Source organism: Streptomyces griseorubiginosus (assembly GCF_036345115.1).
Classification (GTDB): domain Bacteria; phylum Actinomycetota; class Actinomycetes; order Streptomycetales; family Streptomycetaceae; genus Streptomyces; species Streptomyces griseorubiginosus_C.
On the sequence record NZ_CP107766.1, the window covers coordinates 1029129 to 1048211 of the forward strand.

Annotated in this window: 22 protein-coding genes; 12 read left to right on the forward strand and 10 right to left on the reverse strand. The window is 70.7% G+C overall.

Annotated elements, in window-relative coordinates; all coding sequences use genetic code 11:
- Nucleotides 1-26: 26 nt before the first annotated feature.
- The gene (locus tag OHN19_RS04805; RefSeq protein ID WP_330262918.1) at nucleotides 27-875 is read right to left on the reverse strand and encodes an MBL fold metallo-hydrolase; all 849 of its coding nucleotides are present in this window, start codon (nucleotides 873-875) and stop codon (nucleotides 27-29) included.
- Nucleotides 876-1037: 162 nt separating this feature from the next.
- Between OHN19_RS04805 and OHN19_RS04810 the strand changes: the two genes are divergently transcribed.
- Nucleotides 1038-2213, forward strand: coding sequence for an alpha/beta hydrolase (locus OHN19_RS04810; RefSeq protein ID WP_330262919.1), 1176 nt, complete (start codon nucleotides 1038-1040; stop codon nucleotides 2211-2213).
- A gap of 2 nt (nucleotides 2214-2215) precedes the next feature.
- Complete coding sequence (locus tag OHN19_RS04815; protein ID WP_330262920.1) at nucleotides 2216-3133, forward strand: alpha/beta hydrolase; 918 nt, start codon at nucleotides 2216-2218, stop codon at nucleotides 3131-3133.
- A 41-nt stretch (nucleotides 3134-3174) separates the two neighbouring features.
- Here the strand turns inward: OHN19_RS04815 and OHN19_RS04820 are convergent, their stop codons facing one another.
- Nucleotides 3175-3999: an SDR family oxidoreductase gene (locus tag OHN19_RS04820; protein ID WP_330262921.1), complete on the reverse strand. Its 825-nt coding sequence runs from the start codon at nucleotides 3997-3999 to the stop codon at nucleotides 3175-3177.
- 72 nt (nucleotides 4000-4071) lie between these two features.
- Here OHN19_RS04820 and OHN19_RS04825 point away from each other — a divergent pair, with 72 nt between their 5' ends.
- Complete coding sequence (locus tag OHN19_RS04825; RefSeq protein WP_330262922.1) at nucleotides 4072-4662, forward strand: TetR family transcriptional regulator; 591 nt, start codon at nucleotides 4072-4074, stop codon at nucleotides 4660-4662.
- Nucleotides 4663-4846: 184 nt separating this feature from the next.
- On the opposite strand, the gene OHN19_RS04830 is transcribed toward OHN19_RS04825, so the two are convergent.
- Entirely contained in the window at nucleotides 4847-6103 is a 1257-nt protein-coding gene (locus OHN19_RS04830) for an aldehyde dehydrogenase family protein (protein WP_330262923.1), read from the reverse strand.
- Nucleotides 6104-6344: 241 nt separating this feature from the next.
- Nucleotides 6345-6956, reverse strand: coding sequence for a CGNR zinc finger domain-containing protein (locus OHN19_RS04835; protein WP_330262924.1), 612 nt, complete (start codon nucleotides 6954-6956; stop codon nucleotides 6345-6347).
- Nucleotides 6957-7306: 350 nt separating this feature from the next.
- On the opposite strand from OHN19_RS04835, the gene OHN19_RS04840 reads away from it, so the two are divergent.
- The 3 genes from OHN19_RS04840 to OHN19_RS04850 all read left to right on the forward strand — a co-directional run bounded on the left by OHN19_RS04840 (nucleotide 7307) and on the right by OHN19_RS04850 (nucleotide 9860).
- Entirely contained in the window at nucleotides 7307-8095 is a 789-nt protein-coding gene (locus OHN19_RS04840) for an enoyl-CoA hydratase/isomerase family protein (RefSeq protein WP_330262925.1), read from the forward strand.
- 41 nt (nucleotides 8096-8136) lie between these two features.
- Nucleotides 8137-8853: a flavin reductase family protein gene (locus OHN19_RS04845; protein ID WP_330262926.1), complete on the forward strand. Its 717-nt coding sequence runs from the start codon at nucleotides 8137-8139 to the stop codon at nucleotides 8851-8853.
- Nucleotides 8854-9086: 233 nt separating this feature from the next.
- Entirely contained in the window at nucleotides 9087-9860 is a 774-nt protein-coding gene (locus OHN19_RS04850) for a maleylpyruvate isomerase family mycothiol-dependent enzyme (RefSeq protein ID WP_330262927.1), read from the forward strand.
- A gap of 34 nt (nucleotides 9861-9894) precedes the next feature.
- On the opposite strand, the gene OHN19_RS04855 is transcribed toward OHN19_RS04850, so the two are convergent.
- From OHN19_RS04855 to OHN19_RS04870, 4 genes are all read right to left on the reverse strand, one after another.
- Nucleotides 9895-10464, reverse strand: coding sequence for a TetR/AcrR family transcriptional regulator (locus OHN19_RS04855; protein ID WP_330262928.1), 570 nt, complete (start codon nucleotides 10462-10464; stop codon nucleotides 9895-9897).
- Nucleotides 10465-10517: 53 nt separating this feature from the next.
- Complete coding sequence (locus tag OHN19_RS04860; RefSeq protein WP_330262929.1) at nucleotides 10518-11816, reverse strand: SNG1 family protein; 1299 nt, start codon at nucleotides 11814-11816, stop codon at nucleotides 10518-10520.
- A 190-nt stretch (nucleotides 11817-12006) separates the two neighbouring features.
- Nucleotides 12007-13182, reverse strand: a complete 1176-nt coding sequence (locus tag OHN19_RS04865; RefSeq protein ID WP_330269530.1) for a MalY/PatB family protein — start codon at nucleotides 13180-13182, stop codon at nucleotides 12007-12009.
- Nucleotides 13183-13210: 28 nt separating this feature from the next.
- The gene (locus tag OHN19_RS04870) at nucleotides 13211-13570 is read right to left on the reverse strand and encodes a VOC family protein (RefSeq protein WP_330262930.1); all 360 of its coding nucleotides are present in this window, start codon (nucleotides 13568-13570) and stop codon (nucleotides 13211-13213) included.
- 108 nt (nucleotides 13571-13678) lie between these two features.
- On the opposite strand from OHN19_RS04870, the gene OHN19_RS04875 reads away from it, so the two are divergent.
- On the forward strand, nucleotides 13679-13894 hold the full coding sequence (locus tag OHN19_RS04875; protein WP_020135180.1) for a dodecin: 216 nt from the start codon (nucleotides 13679-13681) through the stop codon (nucleotides 13892-13894).
- A gap of 6 nt (nucleotides 13895-13900) precedes the next feature.
- Here the strand turns inward: OHN19_RS04875 and OHN19_RS04880 are convergent, their stop codons facing one another.
- The gene (locus tag OHN19_RS04880) at nucleotides 13901-14392 is read right to left on the reverse strand and encodes a hypothetical protein (RefSeq protein ID WP_330262931.1); all 492 of its coding nucleotides are present in this window, start codon (nucleotides 14390-14392) and stop codon (nucleotides 13901-13903) included.
- A gap of 84 nt (nucleotides 14393-14476) precedes the next feature.
- Here OHN19_RS04880 and OHN19_RS04885 point away from each other — a divergent pair, with 84 nt between their 5' ends.
- The 5 genes from OHN19_RS04885 (at nucleotide 14477) to OHN19_RS04905 (ending at nucleotide 18369) form a co-directional block, all read left to right on the forward strand.
- A complete protein-coding gene (locus OHN19_RS04885) occupies nucleotides 14477-15676 on the forward strand; it encodes a right-handed parallel beta-helix repeat-containing protein (RefSeq protein ID WP_330262932.1) in 1200 nt (399 codons plus the stop codon).
- A gap of 170 nt (nucleotides 15677-15846) precedes the next feature.
- Nucleotides 15847-16380 carry a Repetin gene (locus tag OHN19_RS04890; protein ID WP_330262933.1) on the forward strand — a complete coding sequence of 178 codons (534 nt, stop codon included), beginning with the start codon at nucleotides 15847-15849 and terminating at the stop codon, nucleotides 16378-16380.
- Between the two features lie 148 nt (nucleotides 16381-16528).
- Entirely contained in the window at nucleotides 16529-16939 is a 411-nt protein-coding gene (locus OHN19_RS04895; RefSeq protein ID WP_330262934.1) for a (2Fe-2S) ferredoxin domain-containing protein, read from the forward strand.
- Between the two features lie 67 nt (nucleotides 16940-17006).
- Nucleotides 17007-17177, forward strand: a complete 171-nt coding sequence (rpmF, locus tag OHN19_RS04900) for a 50S ribosomal protein L32 (RefSeq protein WP_330262935.1) — start codon at nucleotides 17007-17009, stop codon at nucleotides 17175-17177.
- Between the two features lie 7 nt (nucleotides 17178-17184).
- A complete protein-coding gene (locus OHN19_RS04905; protein ID WP_330262936.1) occupies nucleotides 17185-18369 on the forward strand; it encodes a GTP-binding protein in 1185 nt (394 codons plus the stop codon).
- Here OHN19_RS04905 and OHN19_RS04910 read toward each other — a convergent pair.
- The gene (locus tag OHN19_RS04910) at nucleotides 18351-19022 is read right to left on the reverse strand and encodes a DNA polymerase beta superfamily protein (protein WP_330262937.1); all 672 of its coding nucleotides are present in this window, start codon (nucleotides 19020-19022) and stop codon (nucleotides 18351-18353) included. The genes OHN19_RS04905 and OHN19_RS04910 overlap by 19 nt on opposite strands.
- Nucleotides 19023-19083: the final 61 nt, after the last annotated feature.

A 19083-nucleotide genomic window follows, 5' to 3' on the forward strand; every position in this document is an offset into this window, starting at 1 on the left:
GGCCACCCGACCGACGGGCCGTCTGCTCAGCCCTTCGCCGCCCGGCAGGAGCCCCACAGCGCACCGGGATTGATGCGCGACGGGTGGCGCTCCAGCATGTAGGCGTAGAGCTCGAGGGTGCTGCCCGTGCGGCGCACCCCGGTGTTGAAATCGAGGATGTAGCGACGGGTCTCCTCGATGTGACGCGGATCGTCGTCGGCGGCCGGATCCTTGTGGCCCGCGACGATCGCGGTCGGCGCCAGCGCCTCGACCGTGTCGAGAGCCCTCAGCCACTCGTCCCGCCCGTCCGCGTCCGAGGCCGCGAGCATGAGGTGCACGTTGTTGTAGATCACGTCGCCGGCGACGATCAGGCCCAGGTCGGGCACGTGCAGGCAGGTGGTGTTGTCGCTGTCGGTGTGCCCCAGGCGGACCGGGCGGACCTCCGCGCCGCCCACGGTCAGGACCTCACCTTCGAGCGGTTCGGCGAGTACGAGTCGCTCGGGGATCTGCTCGGGGAACCAGGCCCGCCAGACCGCCTTGAGGACCTCGGGCGAGGACTGGTACGCCATGTCCTCGACGACCTCGGGCAACGCGAAGGCGCGAGCACCCGGGTACTGCTCCAGAACGGCTCCGAGACCGAACCAGTGGTCCCCGTGGCCGTGCGTGACGTACACGCTCGTCACCGGGGCGTCACGCTCACCGAGCCAGCGCAGCAGGCCCTCGGACTGCGCGGTCGTGAACAGCGGATCCACCAGCAGCGCCTCTCCCCCGTTCGAGATGAGGATGCTCGACGTCGGCGACCAGGCACGCTCGCTCTGATCGGGCGGCACGTCCGCGTTGGTGGTCGGCATGCCGTCCGCGATGTGCACGGCGTAGGTCAAGGCGTTCGACGTCATAAGTGGACTCCTCGGATTCTCGGATGGTCACGCGGCGCGATGACATTGACATAAGCATAGACCCCATGCTTACGTCATACTGCTCGCGCCGGCCGAGAATCCCGAGAGCCACCGGCTCCGGTTTCGTCGCCGCAAGAGAGCGATCGTCAAAGGAGACATGAGATGAACAGCCCAGCGACGCAGGCGCCGACCGCGGTGCTCGTCCACGGATATCTGGACGACGGCCCCATCTGGAACAGCGTCCGAGCCGCCCTCGACGAGCAGTCGATCCCGTCGATCGCGTTCGAGCTCGCCGGCATGGGTGGGCGCGCCTCGGACCAGGGGCCGTTCACGCTCGCCCGCTGGGCCGACGACCTGGAGAGCCTCGTACGCGCGACGGAGGGTCCCGTCGTGCTCGTCGGCCACAGCATGGGAAGCCAGATCGCCGAGCTCGTCGCCACCCGCCTGGCCGGGCAGGTGCGCTCCCTCGTGCTGGTCAACCCGATTCCGCTGGCGGGCACCCACCTGCCTCCGGAGCAGCTCGCCGCCTTCCAGGCACCGGATCTCTCACTCGACGCGCAGCGCGCCTTCCGCGCCTCGCTCGCCACCGCCTTCCCGGCCGAGGAGAACGACCGGCTCGCCCAAGTGGCCCTGCACGTCGACCCGTCGACGATCGCCGACACGGCGACGGCCTGGAACGACGGCCACCCGGACGGACAGCAGCCCAGCAAGTTCCCCGGGAGCGTCACCGTCCTGCGGGGCGAGAACGACCCCTTCGTCACGGACGAGATCGTCTCCGCGTACGTCACGCCCCGCTTCCCCGGCGCCGCCACGCATCTGATTTCCGGCGCAGGTCACTGGGCGCACGCCGAGAACCCGGCCGCGGTCGCCGCCGTCATCACCGCGGTCGTCGAGGAGAGCGCGTCGTACGTCACCGACGGCCGCCCGGCCAAGGCCTGGACGGCCGCGTTCGAGCAGCGCACCCAGGAGTCCTTCGCGGCGGCGCTCTCGCCGAACGTGCGGATGGAGGCGAGCGCGCTCGCCAAGCCGGTCGAGCGCAAGGAGCACGTCGAGGCTCTCATGACCGCGGTGAGCTCCGTGTACGAACGGCTCGAGTTCGTCCGAAAGGCGCAGGACGGTCCGCGGACGTATCTGGAGTGGGAGGCCGCCGCGTTCGGTGGCTTCCCGATGAAGGGGATCACGATCCTCACGCGTGATGACGAGGGGCTCATCACGGAGATCGCCATCCACCACCGGCCCATCGGCGCCGTGGTGCAGATCAACGCGAAGATCGGTGGCCCCCTCGTCGAGGCCGGCCTCGTCCCCGCCGAGTACTTCGACTTCACGGAAGGCAAGTGACCATGACGGAACGCATCGACGTGGAGTTCACGGCGGACGGGGGCGTGACCCTGCGCGGCTGGCTCTACCTGCCGGACGCCGAGGGCCCGCGCCCCGCGATCACGATGGCGCACGGATTCGGCGCCAACCGGGAGATGGGCCTCGACCCGTACGCACGCAAGTTCGCCGACGCCGGCTTCGTGGTCCTCATCCACGATCACCGCACGTTCGGCGCGAGCGACGGCGAGCCCCGCAATGACGTCGACCCGTGGCGTCAGATCGCGGACTGGCGCCGCGCGATCAGCTTCCTGGAGGCCCGGCCGGAGGTCGACGCGGAGCGCATCGGCGTATGGGGTTCGAGCTTCGCGGGCGGCCACGCGATCGTGCTCGGCGCGACCGACGTACGGATCAAGGCCGTGGTGTCGCAGGTGCCCACCATCAGCGGCTTCGAGCAGTGGCAGCGCAAGGTCCCGCCGGAGCGCGTCGCCGCTTTCGAGCTCGCCCAGGCCGACGCCGAACGCGCCCTGGCCGCCGGCGGTGACCTGCCGTACCAGACCTCCATCGGCGACGATCCCACCGACCCGGCCCTGTACAACAGCCCGGACGCGGTGCGCTTCTACCGTGACCTGGTTCCGCCGGGCCGCGAGCACAACACGGTGACGACGCGTTCCAGCCGGGCCGCTCGGCTGTACGAGCCGGGCGTATGGATCAACCGGATCTCGCCCAAGCCGCTCATGATGATCGTGGAGACCGGCGAGACGGTGATCCCGACCGACATCCAACTGACCGCTTTCGAGCGGGCGTTGGCGCCGAAGGAACTGGTACTGCTGCCCGGCGGGCACTTCGACGCCTACAAGGTGCACTTCGAGGAGTCCAGCGACGCCGCACTGTCGTGGTTCCGGACCCACCTCGACCCGGCCACGGTCCCTACGGGCTCGTGAGAGGAAGGCGGTTCCTGGGCTGTTGATGAGGGAGCCGCGGTTCAAAGGGCCGTCGGTGAGGCGACGAGGTGCTGCGGGCGCCGGCGGCGGTCCATCCAGCCCATGAGCCGGACCATCGAGCGGCGCGGCAGGAGCCTGCCGAGGAGAGCGACCGGCCGGCCGTTGGTGACCACCGACGGCGGCGCGGACCGGCGGTCGAGGGCGTCGAGGGCGATCGTCACGACCTGCTCGGGGGTGGCCCGCTTCGTGCCGTAGTCGGCGGTGCTGCCGGCGACGTCGTAGAACTCGGTCCGGGTGGCGCCGGGGTTCACGGCCAGGACACGCAGACCGGTGCCGCGGGTCTCCTCCCACAGCGCTTCGGTGAAGTTGCGGACGAAGGCCTTGGTGGCGCCGTAGGCACTCATGTACGGGGTCGGCTGGAAGCCCAGCAGGCTCGCTACGTTGATCAGGATGCCGGTGTCGGCGGCGGTCAGCGGGGTGATGTAGGCGCGGCTGAGGTCGACCAACGCGCTGATGTTCAGCGCGATCATGCTCTGCAGACGGTCGGGGTCCTCGTCGGTGAACGCGTCGTGGGTGCCGAAGCCGGCGTTGTTGACCAGTCCGGTGGCGTGGATGCCGCGGGACTCCAGTTCGGCGCGCAGGGTGCGGCCGGCGTCAGGCCGGCCGAGGTCGCGGGCGACGGCGGTCACCGTGACGCCGTGGGTGCGGGTGAGTTCGGCGGCCAGGCTCTCGAGGCGGTCCGCCCGGCGGGCCACGAGTACGAGGTTCGCGCCGCGGCGGGCCAGCTGGCGGGCGAATTCGGCACCGAGGCCGGAACTGGCGCCGGTGACGATGACGGTCTGGCGGTGGTAGTCGATTTTGCTCATGGGTTCACTCTACGCACTGTTTTGCACTGAGTGCAAATAGGTGCATTGAGTGATGTCGCGTACCATCGGTGCATGACTCAGAAACCAGCCCCCATCCGGGAGCAGACCCGCTCGGTGGTCCGCTCCCTGTTGGCCCAAACCGCCATCGAGCTGTTCGGCGCCAAGGGCTTCGACAACACGACCCTCGACGAGGTCGCCGCCGCCGCGGGCGTCTCCCGGCGCACCCTGTTCAACTACTTCCGCAATAAGGAGGACCTCGCCCTCAGCGGCCTGGACGAGCAGGGCGAACTGATCGCCGCACGTCTCGCCGAGCGGCCGGCCGACGAGGATCCCTGGACCGCGCTGCGCGCCGCCTTCCAGGTGCTGGAGGAGATCGACATAACGGCCGAAGGGCGCCTGGAGTTCATCACGCTGCTCTTCGGCAACGACTCCCTGCGCGCCGGGCACGCCGAGAAGCAGGCCCGCTGGCAGGACCTGTTCGCACCGCACATCGAGCCGCGACTGCCCGACTCCGACCAGCGCACCCTGCAGGCCCGCGCGATCGCCGCCGCAGCGATCGTCTGCATGCAGGCAGCCAACGAGGAGTGGGTACGCCGGGGCGGACAGGCCGACATGTTCGACCTCTACGACACCGCCGTACAGGCCATCCGACGCCCTGCCTGAGACCAGCGGCAGCCGACGTGGGAACGAGGGGCCGGTGGCTGACGGCCTGCGCGAGCGGTGCGCAGAGCGCTCCTTCGGGATCCCGATCAACAAGACCCGGAGGACAACGTCGAGGCGATCTGGCGCCGGCTCGACCGCTGGGCATCCTTCGCGAACTCACACGAGCGGTCGATGCGGCGTCGGCTCACCCGTGCAGGGACGCCGCCGGTCGCACGACGTACTGGCGGAGATACAGGTCGCGGTAGGTGACGGGGCCGCGGGGGCCGGGGACACGGTCGATGTTGATGCCGGTTTCCGGTAGGCGCAGGAGCTTGAAGCCGTCGAGGAGGCGGGTCGTGGAGTTCCAGAAGACGCCCGAGCCGCCGTAGGCGTCCATGAACCGGGCCGCGGTGTCCGGGTCGTGGGTGGCGATGGCGGCGGCCAGTCCGGAGGTCTCCTCGTTGGCGATCCGCGCGGCTTCGGCCGGGCCGTCCGCCGCGTCGATCGTCACCGTGGCCGCGCGCTCGGAGTCCAGGGACCACTCGTAGCCGCGCGCGTGGGCATGTGGCGGCAGCGACGCGGCGATGCCCAGGCCTTCCAGGGTCTTCAGGATGCCCGGCAGCAGTGCGTCGTGGGCGGCCCGGTCGATGAGGAGCAGATTGAGCCGGTTGCAGACACCCAGCCGGTCCAGGCTGCTGGTGACCAGCTCGTGCACCAGCTTCTCGTCGGCGTCCCGGGCCACGTACAGCACTCCGCCGCCGTCCGCGTGGGCCAGCGTGCGCACACCGTGGCGCGCGGCCTCGCGGCCGAGTTCCCGGGTGCTGTCGCCGCTGCCGCGCAGGATGACCAGGGGGACGGTCTCGGGGAGCGACACCAGCGCGTACGCGGCCGCCCGGTCCTCGCTCGGCACCAACTGGATGGCGTCCGGGTTCAGTCCCGCCTCGGTGAGGGCGGGCGTGATCACGTGGGTGACCAGGGCCTGGGAGGAGCGCAGGGCCGCCGAACCGGTGCGCAGTACGCCGCCGTTGCGGGACTTGAGGAACTGGGAGGCGACGTCGAGTGTCACATTCGGACGGGCCTCGAAGTTCGCGCCGATGACCCCCACCGGGCGGCGGCGCTCCAGCAGGACCAGGCCGTCGGGACGCTCCTCGAGGACCGTGTCCCGCGGCTCGTGCGGCACGTCCGCCAAGGTGCGCAACGCCGCGGCCATGTCCTCGAGCCGGGGGCCGGTCAGCCGCAGGCGATCCTGCAGTGCCGCCGACATTCCGCTCGAGACGGCCGATCGCAGGTCGTCCTGATTCGCCGCCGTCAGCACGTCGCGTGCCGTGTGCAGCCGCTCCGCCATGGCCCGCAGCGCGGTGTCGATCTCCGCGTCCGAGGCCCGCGCCAGGGCGGCCGAACCCTGCCTCGCGCGCACCGCGCAGGCGTGAACAGCCTCTTGGACGGAGGGGGGCACGCTCATCTCGCTCCTGCTCATATCGATCCCTTCTCGGTCCAAGCGCGCCCTGCGCGACATTCAGGCGATGGACAGGCGACAGACAGTCGGCGTGAGGATCGTTCAACAATCCTCACGCACGTCACTGTAAACCGCCCGGTTTCCGCTGAGCAAGTACGGAAGCGGCGTCGGCAACTGACGTCTGGAGTCCAGCAAGGAGCGTAAAGATTTTTATTATTTCACCAAGCCGCAGAATCCTGGCCGGCCTCTACGACTCGGCACTCCGCACGCGCTGACGCGCTCGATGGGCGCGCAGGTTCTCCGGGTTGCCGCAGGTCCTGGTGGAGTGCCACACACCGCTGTTGTTGCGGGAGCGGTCGAAGAAAGCCGTCGTACAACGGGCGTTGCGGCAGATCTTGAGCCGGCGCCAGGTGTCCGCCCGCTGGGCCTGGAACACCTCGAGGAGAACCAGGGCGGCCACATACCGCCAGCCCTGTCCGCGCGGCTCCAGGACGACCCGCCCCTCGCGGTCCATCCGCAGGGCCGCCGCCGCGACGTGAACGGCAGGCGCCGCGCCGGTGACGTCACCGCGCGAGTCCTCACCGTCGAGCGAGGTCAGAAGCCCTCTCAACTCGGCGCGCAGACCGCGCAGTTCCTCAAGATCGTGCTCGGTGAGCCGCACCTGCGCCGGGGCTTGCGCGGCCTCCTGCGCCCAGCCGTCCAGGGCTTGGTCGACCCATGCCTGCGCGTCGGCCAGGTCGTCCAGAAGGTCTGCCGCCCGGGGCCGGCCGGCGGAGATGGTGTTCAGCAGGTCGTGCACCAGCGCCAGCCCGAGGGGGGCCGGGTCGACCTCGTACCGCGTGGATGCGGACCACGCCATGATCCTGCCCCCTTCACTCACCGTCGCTGCGCCGACATGACCGTCGCCATGTGGCCACTGTCTCAGAGTACGGCACCCACGCTTGAATGAAAGGAGCTAACGACTTACAGTCCTTTCAGTTGGATAGGCAACGCAGCCGCACGAAGGGTGTCGCTCATGAGCTCGTCAGCCTCCGACCCGTTCTTGACCCGGTTTCGCTGAGGCAGTCGCGCGTCGGCGCCCCGCGGACAAGCCCTGCAACCCGGCCGGTTGACGCTCACCGGCGGCGGAGGCCACCTCGCCGCGCCCAGCAAACAAGCAAACAGACGGGCCGCGAGCTCGCCCGTACTGTCCAGAGCCAAGGAAACGCCATGCCCGTTCTCACCCACTCCCTCGAGGGCGATGTCGCCACGATCGTCCTCGACAACCCGCCGCAGAACCGCCTCGCACCCGAGTTCACCCAGGAACTCAGCGAAGCCGTCGACGCCATCACGCGCAGCCCGGCCCGCGCCGTGCTACTGCGGGCCGAGGGGCCCGACTTCAGCTGGGGCGGCGACTTCCGGCCCTGGCTCGACGCCGACCGCACCAGCCTGCGAGCCGACTTCGACCAGATCCTGAGCGTGATCAACCGGTTCGAACAGCTCCGGCTCCCGGTCGTGGCCGCGGTCCAGGGGCTGTGCTTCGGCGGCGGGTTCGAACTCGCGCTGCGCGCCGACATCATCCTCGCCGGCGAGAGCGCCCGCTTCGGCCATCCCGAGCAGTCGCTCGGCATCGTCACCCTCCTCGGCGGAATCCACCGCGTGGCCGAACGGGCCGGCCGGGCCCTCGCCTACGAATGGGCACTGACCTCCGAGCAGGTACCCGCCACGGTCATGGCCGAGGCCGGCGTCATCAACCGCGTCGTCCCCGACGACCAACTCCGCACCGAGGCCGAGGCCTTCACCCAAAAGATCGCCCAGGGCCCCACCCGGGCCCACGTCGTGCACAAGGCGCTGCTGCGCGCCTGGGCCACCGGCGGCATCCCGTCCGCCGACCAGCAACTGTTCGACCTCGCCGTCCCCCTCTACGAGACCGAGGACGTCAAGGACGGCCTGGCCTCCGCCGCCAAGGCCCTCAAGGAGGGCCGCCCCCGGCCCGTCCTGCCCTTCAAGGGCCGCTGACCCCCAGCCCTCCCCCCACACTCACCACCAAGGGACACCACATGATCATCGACTCGGCCGATCTGGACGCGAAGTCCGCCTACAAGCTGCTCATCGGCAGCGTCATTCCGCGCCCCATCGCGTGGGTGAGCACCCTGTCCACCGAGGGCGTGGGCAACCTGGCCCCCATCTCCTTCTTCACGGTCGTCGGGCGCAAGCCGCCCCGGATCTCGCTGTCGATCCAGCCGCGTTCGGACGGGGCCACGCTCAAGGATAGCTTCGTCAACATCCGCGACACCGGTGAGTTCGTCACCAACATGGCCACCCTGCCGCAGATCAACGGGCTGAACCGCAGTGCCTTCGAGTTCGAGCCCGACGTCGACGAGTTCGACGCGGTCGGGCTGGAGAAGGTGCCGTCCGAGGCTGTTCGCCCGCCGCGCATCAAGGGCGCGCCCGTCGCGTTCGAGTGCACCGTCGAGCACATCTTCTCGGCGCCCGACGGACTCAACAACATCGTCTGGGGCAACGTGGTGCGCTTCTACGTCCGGGACGACCTCTACGTGGACGGCCGGATCGACTTCGGCGCCATCGCCCCGGTGGGACGCCTCGCCGCCGAATACACCGTCGTGGACAACACGTTCGAGACACCGCTCGACGCCGACGTGATCCAGGAGCGCGCCAGTCGCCGTATGGTCCGGCTGGACGGCAAGGACACGCACTACTCGCCGATCGACACGCCCGCGTGGTCGCCGTCCGGCTCCACCACCGTCCGCGACTGACGGCGAGGGAGGAACGACTCCCCCGTCAGCACGAACCCACGGGGATCACGCCTACGACTACGACGTGATCCCCCGTGGGTTCCGACGTTGGCGGGTCCGCGGACAACCGCATTCCCCCGGCCGAGAGCAGCCGGCCCCCCGCTCTTCGTCACGGTCGGCCCGGTCGACACGGTCTGCACGCCGGATCGACACGGCACTGGACAGCAAGTCCGAGCCCGTACACGATCGCGTTCATGACACCCGAGGATGCCATCGTCGCCACCGCCGACCGGATCGCCGAGCTGCTGGAGGCGGGGGCCGACCCGCACACACCGCTGCCGGGCGCGGAGTGGACGGTGGGGGAAGCGGCGGCGCATCTCGCGCTGGCGGGGAAACTCATGGCGGACATCGGGGCGGGCGAGGACCGGCCGTACGGCGACGGGACGCCGAGCGGTCTCGCGGCGGCCAACCGTGCCTCTCTGGACCTCTTCCCGCAGCGGGATCCGGCGGTCCTCGGCGCGGAGATCGCCGTCACCGCCCGGGCCTTCGTCGCGGCCGCGGCCGGCCGTGACCCGCGGGAGGCGGTGCTGACGCCGATGGGGCCGATGGACTTGTCCACCCTGAGTTCGTATCTGCTGACGCACCTGCTCGGGCACGGTTACGACATCGCGGTCGCGCTGCGCGGGCCCCACATGGTCGACCGGGACATGGTCGCGCTCACGCTGCCCTTCATGCGACAGGCCATGCCGCGCGTGGTGAACGCCGACGCGGTCGGCCACCACGCGTGCTATCTGTTGCGGATCGGCAGCGCCCGCTTCGCCGTCACCTTCGCGGACGGCGTGCCCACGGTCACCGACACCCCGCCCCGGCGCCCCGACTGCACGATAGCCATCGACCCCGTCGCCTTTCTCCTCCTCGCCCTGGGCCGCTGGACCGCCCCCACCGCCATGGCCCGCGCCAAGGTCGTCGCCTGGGGCCGCAAACCGTGGCTGGGCCTGCGCTTCCCGTTGCTCTTCACCGCGCCGTAGACGAGGCCCGGAAGCCTTCCAGGAGGGCGAGGCGTCAGCGCACGCCTGCCGCGTCCAACAGGGTGACCACCGTGGGGGCGACGAGTCCCGTCATCGCGTCGGCACCGATCCCCGCGCGGGCGCTGGCTCCGTCGAAGACCATGATCAGCTGCCGGGCCAGCAGGCCGGGGTCGCTCGCGCCACCGCGCTCGGCCTCGGCACGGAAGAAGGCCGTCAGTTTCGCCTTGATCCGGTGTGCCACCTGGCTCGCGGGATGGCTCTGGTCCTTCAGTTCGATCTGCACGGCCAGGTACGGGCAGCCCCGGAAGGCGGACGCGCCCGCCTGTGACTCCAGTTGCTCGAAGACGTGCAGAATCCGGGAGCGGGGGGAGCGCCCGTCGGCCGCCGGGGGCAGGAGAGTGGCCACGAATGCGGCACTGCGCTCCTTCAAGCTTGCCGCGAGCAGTTCGTCCTTGCTCTCGAACAGCTGGTACATGGAGCGCTTCGACACTCCCGCCGCCCGGCACAGCGCGTCGACGCCGATATGGACACCGTCCTGGTAGCTGAGCGTGGCAGCCGCCTCCAGCAGGCGTTCTCTGGAAGTTGGCTTCGCTTCAGTGGTCATGTCGTGAGGGTAACCCGAATCGGACGAAATGAAAACCGATCGGTTTCCACGGGTCACACCGGGGTGGCCCTCGGCTCGACGTCCGTCTCGACCGGGATGCGGTGCAGCCCCTTGCGGTCGTACCACCCCAGCACACCGAAGCCGAACAGCACGGCCGCCACGAGGCCGACGGCCATCATCACCCAGCCCCGGGTCAGACCCGCGTCACCCTGCGCGTCGTAGTAGATGATCGCGCGGACACCGTCGGCGATCTGCCGCAGGGGCTCGAACTCCGCGAGGAAGCGGTAGAAGCCGGGCAGCGCCTGAATCGGCGTGGTGGCGTTGGCCGTCGGTACCGCCATTCCGATGAAGACCAGTGTGGCCACCAGCATGCCGGGCGTTCCGAACACCGCGAGGAGGGTGAGCGCGCCGATCCCGGAGACCGCGACGGCGCACACCGAGTACAGCCACAGCAGCGGCAGATGGGAGGCGTCCATGCCCATGAGACCGACCGCCCCGACCATGACCAGGGTGCCCATCAGCAGGGACAGGGCCGCCATGAGGGTGCTGCTGATGGCGAGGGTCTGCACCCGGGTCGCCCGGATCAGCGGCCGGTGCAGACGCAGCGGGCCCAGGTCGTTGTGGGTGTAACCGAGGCTGTGGTCGACCTGGCCGCTGATGACGTTGGCGGAGAGCATGCCGACGACCACGAGGGCGAGCGCGTAGTAGAACGCCGTCAGACCCAGGCCGCTGTGCGAGTCGAGCGGGTGACCGTCCTTCACGGTGACGGCGGCCGGATCGGCGAGCAGGACACGGGCCGCGGGGGGCAGCTTCACCTGCTGGGCACCGATCTGCGCGGTCAGTTCCCTGCCCACCTGGAGCGAGGAGCTCTCGGCCGCCTGTGTCGTCGCGACCCGCGCGAGGCTGGAACCCAGGCTGCCGGCGGACTGGTTCGTGAGCACCGTCAGCTCCGGCCGGACCGGGGTCCCGGCGGCCGTGGTGCCGGTCAGGGCGGTGACCGAGGACGTGAAGTCGGCGGGCACGACGAGCGCGCCGTACAGCTTGCCCTTGCCGAGTTCCTCCTTCACCTCCCGCTCGTCCATCACCTTCCAGTCGACCTTGCCCCCTCCCGCGGTGGACTTCTCGATCGAGTCGGTGATCCGGGCCCCCAGGTTGACCTGCCTGCCGCCGACCTCGGCCCCCTTGTCCGCGTTGACCAGACCGACCGGCAGGTTCTTCATGTGACCGGCCGGGTCGATGTTGGCGCCGACGTACAGCACGGCGAACAGCAGCGCGAGAACGCCGGTGATGGCGCCGCTGGCGATCCACAGGGGTTTCGCGCGCAGTACGCGGAAGGGATTGGTTCCGTTCATGGCGCGAAATCCTTCAGCTGGTTCATGGCGACGGCACCCGCGGACCACGGTCCGGGCCGCGCCCCCAACGGAAACCGACCGGTTTCAGCGTCACGATAAACCGATCGGTTTCAGTATTCAAATCGCGGAGTCGCGGGACAGGCGGACAGGACCGCGCCCTGTCGCCGAGCGGGACCTCGCACCCCCACCCTCACCCCACAGCCGCAGCCATCCGCCGGACCCCCTCGGTGATCAGTTCGGGAGAGGTCGCCAGGTTCAGCCGGACGAAGCCCGCGCCGCCCGTGCCGAACGGGATGCCGGAGGTCAGGGCGACCCGCCCGCGCTCCAGGAAGACGTCCGCCGGGTCGCCGTCCAGGTCCAGCGCCCGGCAGTCCAGCCAGGCCAGATACGTGGCCTCAGAGGGTTCGTGGCGCACGGCGGGCAGGTGCTCGGCGAGGAGGGCGGTCAGCAGGCGGCGGTTGTCGTCGAGGCCGCCGAGCAGGGCGTCGAGCCAGGCGCCGCCGTCCCTGAGCGCGGCGGTGTGGGCGATGACGCCGACGTGGCTGGGGCCGTGGCCGACCTCCTCGGGAAGGCGTGCCAGGTCGTCGGCCGCCTCGGGCCCGGCGACGGCCACGGCCGCCTTGAGCCCGGCCAGGTTCCACGCCTTCGAGGCCGACATCAGCGACAGCCCGCTCTCCGCGCCCGGCACGGCGAGGTAGGGCACGAAGGTCGCCCCCGCCGCCGTGATCGGGGCGTGGATCTCGTCGGCCACGACCCGTACGCCGTAAGTCCGTGCCAGCGCCGCCACGGACGCCAGCTCGTCGGCGGTGTGCACGGCGCCGGTGGGGTTGTGCGGGCTGCACAGCAGATACGCGGGGCGTCCCGCGTCCCCGCGGAGCCGCCCGAAGGTGTCCTCCAGGACCGCGAAGTCGATCCGGCCGTCCGCCCCGAGCGGGGCCTCGACGACCTTGCGGCCCATGTTCTCGACGAACCCGTAGAAGGGCGGGTACACGGGCGAGTTGACGACCACCGGGTCACCCGGCCCGGAGACCAGCTTGAGCATCTCGACGATGCCCAGCATCACGTCCGGCACGATCGCCGTACGCTCCACCGCGAGCCCGTCCCAGCCCCACCGCCCGGCCGCGAACCCTGCGAGCGCCTCGGCGTACGCCGTCCCGGCCGGATACCCGGTGTCCCCGAGCGCCAGCGCCTCCTGGACGGCCCGGACGACCGGCTCGGCCAGGGGGACGTCCATCTCGGCGACCCACAACGGCAGCACGTCCTCGGGGTACGTCCGCCACTTCATGCTCGTACGCCGCCGGAGCTGCTCCAGGGAGAGCGACCGCAGCGGATTCGGGGTGTCGGGGGCAGAGGTGTCGCGAGGCATGCCGTCCATGGGCCCACGGTAGGCGCCGCTACGGCGAACCGACCCGGTGCGCCGTGCCGTCGACGTCCACGAAGGTGAACTCGCGCAGCGCGTAGGGGGTGTCCGCCGGTTCGGTGAAGCGGCCCTCGACACCGGCGGCCCGCCACTCGGCGTGGACGGCGTCGGCGTCGCTCACATACAGGTAGACGACGGCCCCGGTGCGCAGCGGGTCGTGCTCGGGCGACTCGGTGAGGTGGACCTGGACGGCGCCCCGCTCGACGAAGCCGTAGCGGTCCGGACCGTCGTAGGCGCGGGCCTCGAAGCCCAGGCGCCGGTACCGCTCCAGGGCGGCGTCGAGATCGCGGACGGGGACGACGGGTGCGGCCTTGGTGAACGCGACTGCTGACATCGGGCCAGTCTGGCAGAGGGTGCCTGCGGACGGCTCGCGTTCCGTGGCGGGCTGGGGCACGGTGGAGTGACCCGTGACACCGCTGTCACGGCGGAGAGGAGCATCCGTATGTCGAACCACACCTACCGGGTCACCGAGATCGTGGGCACCTCGCCCGACGGCGTGGACCAGGCGATCCGCAACGGCATCAGCCGCGCCTCGCAGACCTTGCGCAACCTGGACTGGTTCGAGGTGACCCAGGTGCGGGGGCAGATCGAGGACGGGCAGGTCCAGCACTGGCAGGTCGGCCTCAAGGTCGGTTTCCGCCTCGAAGAGTCCGACTGACGGCGCTCAGGTCCGCCCCTCCCGCTCCTGCGCCACCTTCAGCTCGGCGGAAGGGGCGGTCCAGCGTGCCCGTACGACGGCGAACCCGGCCTGTTCCGCGTCCGCGCAGACCAGTTCGTCGTCGTCCACCAGGACCCGGATCTCCCGGGTCCGCCCCAGCCGCTCGAGGATCTCGAGCTTGGTGCGCCGGGCGGGCCGCCGGTCGTCGTTGCGCCGCATGTGCACGCGCCCCTCGGGCAGCCCCTGGGCGGCGAGCCAGGCGAGCGTGTCGCGCCGGCAGCGCTCGGGCCGTCCCGTGAGGTAGACGATCTCGCACTCCTCCGCGCTCGCCAGCACCAGCGCGATGCCCTCCGGGAGCGGCGGGTCCTCTGGCGCGGCCGCGAAGAAGGCGTCCCAGTCGCGCGGCCTGCGTTCCAGGAACCGCTGCCGGTGGGACGTGTCGGCCAGGGTGTTGTCCAGGTCGAACACGGCGATCGGGCGCATGTCGCTGTCGGTCACGTCCCCACCCTAGACCCGGCAACCTTCCCGCTCCTGGTGACCACTGCCCCTCGACACAGCGGTCGGGACGAGGCGGGAGACTCCATGCGTGTGAACAAGGCGATCTGGACGGCGGCACTGGTGGGCGCGGCCCTGGCGTTACCGGCACCTCAGGCGTCCGCCGCGCCGACCACCCTGGTGGTGGCGACGAACGGCAACGACACCGCGCCGGGCACGCTCGCCCAGCCGCTGCGGACGGTCCAGCGGGCCGTCGACCTGGCGAAGCCCGGCGACACCATCGCCGTACGCGCCGGGACGTACGCGCTCACGGACAACATCACCATCGCCACGTCCGGCACCCCGTCCCAGCCGATCTCGCTGGGCGCCTATCAGGGCGAGCGGGTCGTGATCGACGGCGAGCAACTGGCCGCGAGCCACACCCCGGTCGGCGGCAGCATCCCGCGGGCCGAACGCGGGGCGATCCACCAGGAGGCGTCGTACTGGCGGATCTCGGATCTGGAGATCGTCAACGGCCCTTACGGGGTGTACTGCGACGGCTGCGTCGGCAATGTCTTCGCGCGCCTGAAGACCCATGACAACTACGAGTCGGGGTTCCAGCTCCAGGGCGCCTCCAGCGACAACCAGATCCTGAACCTGGACAGTTGGGCCAACCGCGACCCGCGCAAGAACGGCGAGAGCGCGGACGGGCTCGCCATCAAGGAGGGTTCGGGCACCGGCAACGTGGTGCGGGGCGCGCGGCTGTGGAACAACGTCGACGACGGCTTCGACGCCTGGAAGTTCACCTCGCCGATCCTGATCGAGAACACCCTCGCGTACGGCAACGGCGTCAACCGCTGGAACTTCCCCGACTTCGCGGGCGACGGCAACGGCTTCAAGCTCGGCGGCGGCACCCCGGCACCGGCGGTGGCCCACACCGTGCGCAACTCGATCGCCTTCAAGAACGCGGCGCACGGCGTCACCGACAACGGCAACACCGGCGCGCTCGTCCTGACCCGCAACTCGACGTGGGCCAACGGCGGCACCGGCTTCGACGCCGACGTGTCGGGCGGCAAGGCCCGGCTGACCGCGAACCTGTCGGTCGCCGACCCGAAGGCGGCCGCCCTAGGCCCGGCGACCGTCTCCAGCGGCAACTCCTGGGATCTGGGCGGCACTTGGAACGCCGCGTCGGTACTGAGCACGGATCCGGCGGCCGTCACCGGGCCTCGCGCGACCGACGGTTCGCTCCCCTCGGCACCGACGTTCCTCGTACCGCGCAACGGGACGAACGTGGGGGCGCGCTTCTAGACGAGCCGATGCGCGACCTCGGTCGTACTCGGGGGTCCGCCTCAGGACGCAGGGCACCGGACGCCCTCCCGACCCGGGACGGACGTCCGATGCCGTCCGTGGCGTGATGTGGCGCGGGCGCGGCGCCGGGAGAGTGGGAGACGTCCGATCAACCCACCGAAAGGACCGGCATGAACCGCCGTACGAAGACTGCTGTGTTGGGTGCCACGCTCCTGCTCACCGCCGCGGTGGCGGGCTCGGCGGCCGCCTCCGGTGACGGCCGGCGGGAAGCCGCCGCCCTCACCGGCACCGCGAAGATGTCCCGGTCGACCGCGGAGGACGTCACGTTCTCGTTCGACGCCCATCTGGCGGCGAAGGACAACGACGACCCGCTCAAGGCGACCGGGACCTTCGAGTGGAGTCACTACCTCCACGGTGACGGCGCCTGGGCGAAGGCGAAGGTCGACTGCCTCGTGACCGGCGGCAAGGTGGCGGTCGTCTCGGGTGTCGTCACCGACTCGGACCTGCCCGGCGCCAAGGGGAAGCGGGTCGGCGTCACGGTCCACGACCTCGGCCGCCACGACCGGCTCGGCTACAGCTGGGCCGCGACGGGCACGCCGGTGGAGACGCCCGACCTGCCCAGGTGCGTGAGCTCAGCACCCTTCGAGAAGGTCAGGCAGGGCACGGGCGACTACCGGGTCGTCCCCTGGGAGCCGAAGTTCTAGACACCCGACGGCACCCCGACGACACCCCGACGGCGCCCCAACGGCGCCCCAAGGGCACATCGAAGGCGCCCCGGCCGCACCCCACCCCCAGGCACCCACCCGCACCCCGCCCGCACCTCATGATCAGTGCAGGCCGCATGCTTCTCCCATGTCCTCGACACCCCGCACGTTCCTGACCGGCTCCGCGTCCTGCACCCTCGTCGTCTGCCGGGGCTGCTGCTGCGGCGACGCCCGCAAGAACCCCGGCACCGACCACGCCTGGCAGCTGGAGCTACTGCGGGCCGGAGCGGCCGAGCACGGCTTCCAGGTCCGTACGACCGACTGCCTGGGCCCCTGCGACCAGGCGAACGTCATCGTCGTACGGCCGTCAGCCGCGGGGCGCCGGGCGGGCGGCAAGGCCGCGTGGATCGGGTTCGTGACGGACGACGAGGCCACCGAGGAGGTCGTGCGGTGGGCGGCGGCCGGGGGCCCCGGGGTCGCCGAGCCGCCCCTGACGCTGGAGCTCCAGTTCATCCAGCCGCCGCGGGAGGCGAGGGTGCGGTCCCGTCGCCGCCGCTGATTGTTAATGGGATCCATTTTCATGTAGCGTCCTCGGTACCCACCCCGCCACCGAGGAGGATCCCGCCATGGCCGTCCCCAAGCGGAAGATGTCCCGCAGCAACACCCGCCACCGCCGCTCGCAGTGGAAGGCGACCACCGCCCAGCTGGTGCCGGTCACCGTCGACGGCGTCGCCCATCTCGTCCCGCAGAACCTGGTCAAGGCGTACGAGCGCGGCCTGCTGCGCCCCGAGGGCTGAGGACCGCGTGCCGTACGACCGCCTCCTGCCCGTCACCGTCCTGTCCGGCTTCCTCGGGGCGGGCAAGACGACGCTCCTCAACCATGTCCTCGCGAACCGCGAGGGGCTCAGGGTCGCCGTCATCGTCAACGACATGAGCGAGGTCAACATCGACGCGGCGCTGGTGCGCGGCGGTGAGGCCGCGCTGTCGCGGACCGAGGAACGCCTGGTCGAGATGACCAACGGCTGCATCTGCTGCACCCTGCGCGACGACCTCCTCGAGGAGGTGGACCGACTGGCCCGCGAGGACCGCTTCGACCACCTGCTCATCGAGTCGTCCGGCATCTCCGAGCCCATGCCGGTGGCCGCCACCTTCGCCTTCGCCCGCGACGACGGCGCCACCCTCGGGGACGTGGCCCGGCTCGACACCATGGTCACGGTCGTGGACGCGGCCAACTTCCTGCCCGAGCTGGAGAAGGGCGACGAACTCGCCGAACGCGGCCTCGCCCCCTTCGAGGACGACGAACGCACGGTCAGCGATCTCCTGGTCGACCAGATCGAGTTCGCGGACATCCTCGTCCTCAACAAGCTCGACCTGGTCGACGCGGAGGCGGCGGCCCGGTTGCGGGCGGCTCTCGTACGGCTCAACCCGGCCGCCCGGATCATCGAGGCCGAGCACTCCCGCGTGGACCTCCGACAGGTCCTCGGCACCGGCCTGTTCGACCTGGAGCGCGCCCAGCAGGCACCCGGCTGGGTCCAGGAGCTCAACGGCGAGCACGTGCCCGAGACCGAGGAGTACGGGGTCTCCTCGACCGTCTTCCGCTCCGAACTCCCCTTCCACCCGGGCCGGTTGTGGGACTTCGTCACCGAGGGCATGGACAGCGGGGCGTACGGGCGGATCCTGCGCTCGAAGGGCTTCTTCACCCTGGCCAGTCGCCCGCACGTGACGGGCCTGTGGTCACAGGCCGGTGCGGTGGCCCGCTTCGAGCCCTCCGGGGCCCGGGACGGCGAGGCGCCCTACGCGCAGGAACTCGTCTTCATCGGCACGCAGTTGGAGCCGGAGGCGCTGCACGCGGCACTCACCGCCTGCCTCATGGCCCCGGACGAGAGCCAACCGCTCGTGGACCCCTTCCCCTACTGGGAGACGTACGGCGTCGACGACACCTGCGACCACGAGGGCGCCGACGCGCACGCTCACGCCGCCGTGGCGTAGAACTCCGCCCGCACCCGCAGCAGCCACGCCTCGACCGGTGCCTCGTCGGGCCGGTCGGGCAGCGCGCTGCGGGTCTCGGCGAAGGCGCTCTCGTAGTGCGCGAGCAGCGACCGGGCGGAGGCCGGATCGGCGGCGACGGAGTCACCGAAGCGGTGGTACTCCTCGGGGTCCTCGACCCGCACGGTGAGCCGTCCGGTGGTGTAGAGCTCCAGGCCCTGGTGGCAGAGCCGCTTCAGGTGCCGGGCGTGCTTGGCGGTGCGGTGGTCGCCCGCGCGGCTCTCCAGCTTCCTGAACTGCTGGCCGGCGTACCCGAGATAGGCGTCCCGGACCCGCTGGGCACTGAGGAACGCCCCCCGGATGCCGATGAGTTCATCGCCCAGCGGGGTGCGCACCTCGTACAGCTCGTCCGGCAACCACGCCAGCTCCATCACGGTGGGGTTGCCGCCGAGGGCGAGCCGGCACCACTTCGCCGCCTCGTGCAGGGTGCGGTCCGGTGCCGTCGTGACGTGGGACTCCCTCGGGGTGTGCAGGCCGAGCAGGCTCGCGGTGGGCGCGGCGAACATGCCGAGCCGGTCCACGTCGGAGCCCTCGCGGGCGAGTCCGTACGCGGTCGAGCCGACGATGCCGGAGAGCAGGATGTTCTGGACGGTCACCCGCCCATTGTGCTGACCTGCGCGGATGCCGGTCACCCGGTTTTCCGCGCCGCCCGTCCGG

Bases quoted from the DNA above. Each gene is read 5' to 3' on its own strand.
- OHN19_RS04805 (WP_330262918.1), bottom strand. From the start codon at position 875: ATGACGTCGAACGCCTTGACCTACGCCGTGCACATCGCGGACGGCATG.
- OHN19_RS04810 (WP_330262919.1), top strand. From the start codon at position 1,038: ATGAACAGCCCAGCGACGCAGGCGCCGACCGCGGTGCTCGTCCACGGA.
- OHN19_RS04815 (WP_330262920.1), top strand. From the start codon at position 2,216: ATGACGGAACGCATCGACGTGGAGTTCACGGCGGACGGGGGCGTGACC.
- OHN19_RS04820 (WP_330262921.1), bottom strand. From the start codon at position 3,999: ATGAGCAAAATCGACTACCACCGCCAGACCGTCATCGTCACCGGCGCC.
- OHN19_RS04825 (WP_330262922.1), top strand. From the start codon at position 4,072: ATGACTCAGAAACCAGCCCCCATCCGGGAGCAGACCCGCTCGGTGGTC.
- OHN19_RS04830 (WP_330262923.1), bottom strand. From the start codon at position 6,103: ATGAGCGTGCCCCCCTCCGTCCAAGAGGCTGTTCACGCCTGCGCGGTG.
- OHN19_RS04835 (WP_330262924.1), bottom strand. From the start codon at position 6,956: ATGGCGTGGTCCGCATCCACGCGGTACGAGGTCGACCCGGCCCCCCTC.
- OHN19_RS04840 (WP_330262925.1), top strand. From the start codon at position 7,307: ATGCCCGTTCTCACCCACTCCCTCGAGGGCGATGTCGCCACGATCGTC.
- OHN19_RS04845 (WP_330262926.1), top strand. From the start codon at position 8,137: ATGATCATCGACTCGGCCGATCTGGACGCGAAGTCCGCCTACAAGCTG.
- OHN19_RS04850 (WP_330262927.1), top strand. From the start codon at position 9,087: ATGACACCCGAGGATGCCATCGTCGCCACCGCCGACCGGATCGCCGAG.
- OHN19_RS04855 (WP_330262928.1), bottom strand. From the start codon at position 10,464: ATGACCACTGAAGCGAAGCCAACTTCCAGAGAACGCCTGCTGGAGGCG.
- OHN19_RS04860 (WP_330262929.1), bottom strand. From the start codon at position 11,816: ATGAACGGAACCAATCCCTTCCGCGTACTGCGCGCGAAACCCCTGTGG.
- OHN19_RS04865 (WP_330269530.1), bottom strand. From the start codon at position 13,182: ATGCCTCGCGACACCTCTGCCCCCGACACCCCGAATCCGCTGCGGTCG.
- OHN19_RS04870 (WP_330262930.1), bottom strand. From the start codon at position 13,570: ATGTCAGCAGTCGCGTTCACCAAGGCCGCACCCGTCGTCCCCGTCCGC.
- OHN19_RS04875 (WP_020135180.1), top strand. From the start codon at position 13,679: ATGTCGAACCACACCTACCGGGTCACCGAGATCGTGGGCACCTCGCCC.
- OHN19_RS04885 (WP_330262932.1), top strand. From the start codon at position 14,477: ATGCGTGTGAACAAGGCGATCTGGACGGCGGCACTGGTGGGCGCGGCC.
- OHN19_RS04890 (WP_330262933.1), top strand. From the start codon at position 15,847: ATGAACCGCCGTACGAAGACTGCTGTGTTGGGTGCCACGCTCCTGCTC.
- OHN19_RS04895 (WP_330262934.1), top strand. From the start codon at position 16,529: ATGTCCTCGACACCCCGCACGTTCCTGACCGGCTCCGCGTCCTGCACC.
- rpmF (WP_330262935.1), top strand. From the start codon at position 17,007: ATGGCCGTCCCCAAGCGGAAGATGTCCCGCAGCAACACCCGCCACCGC.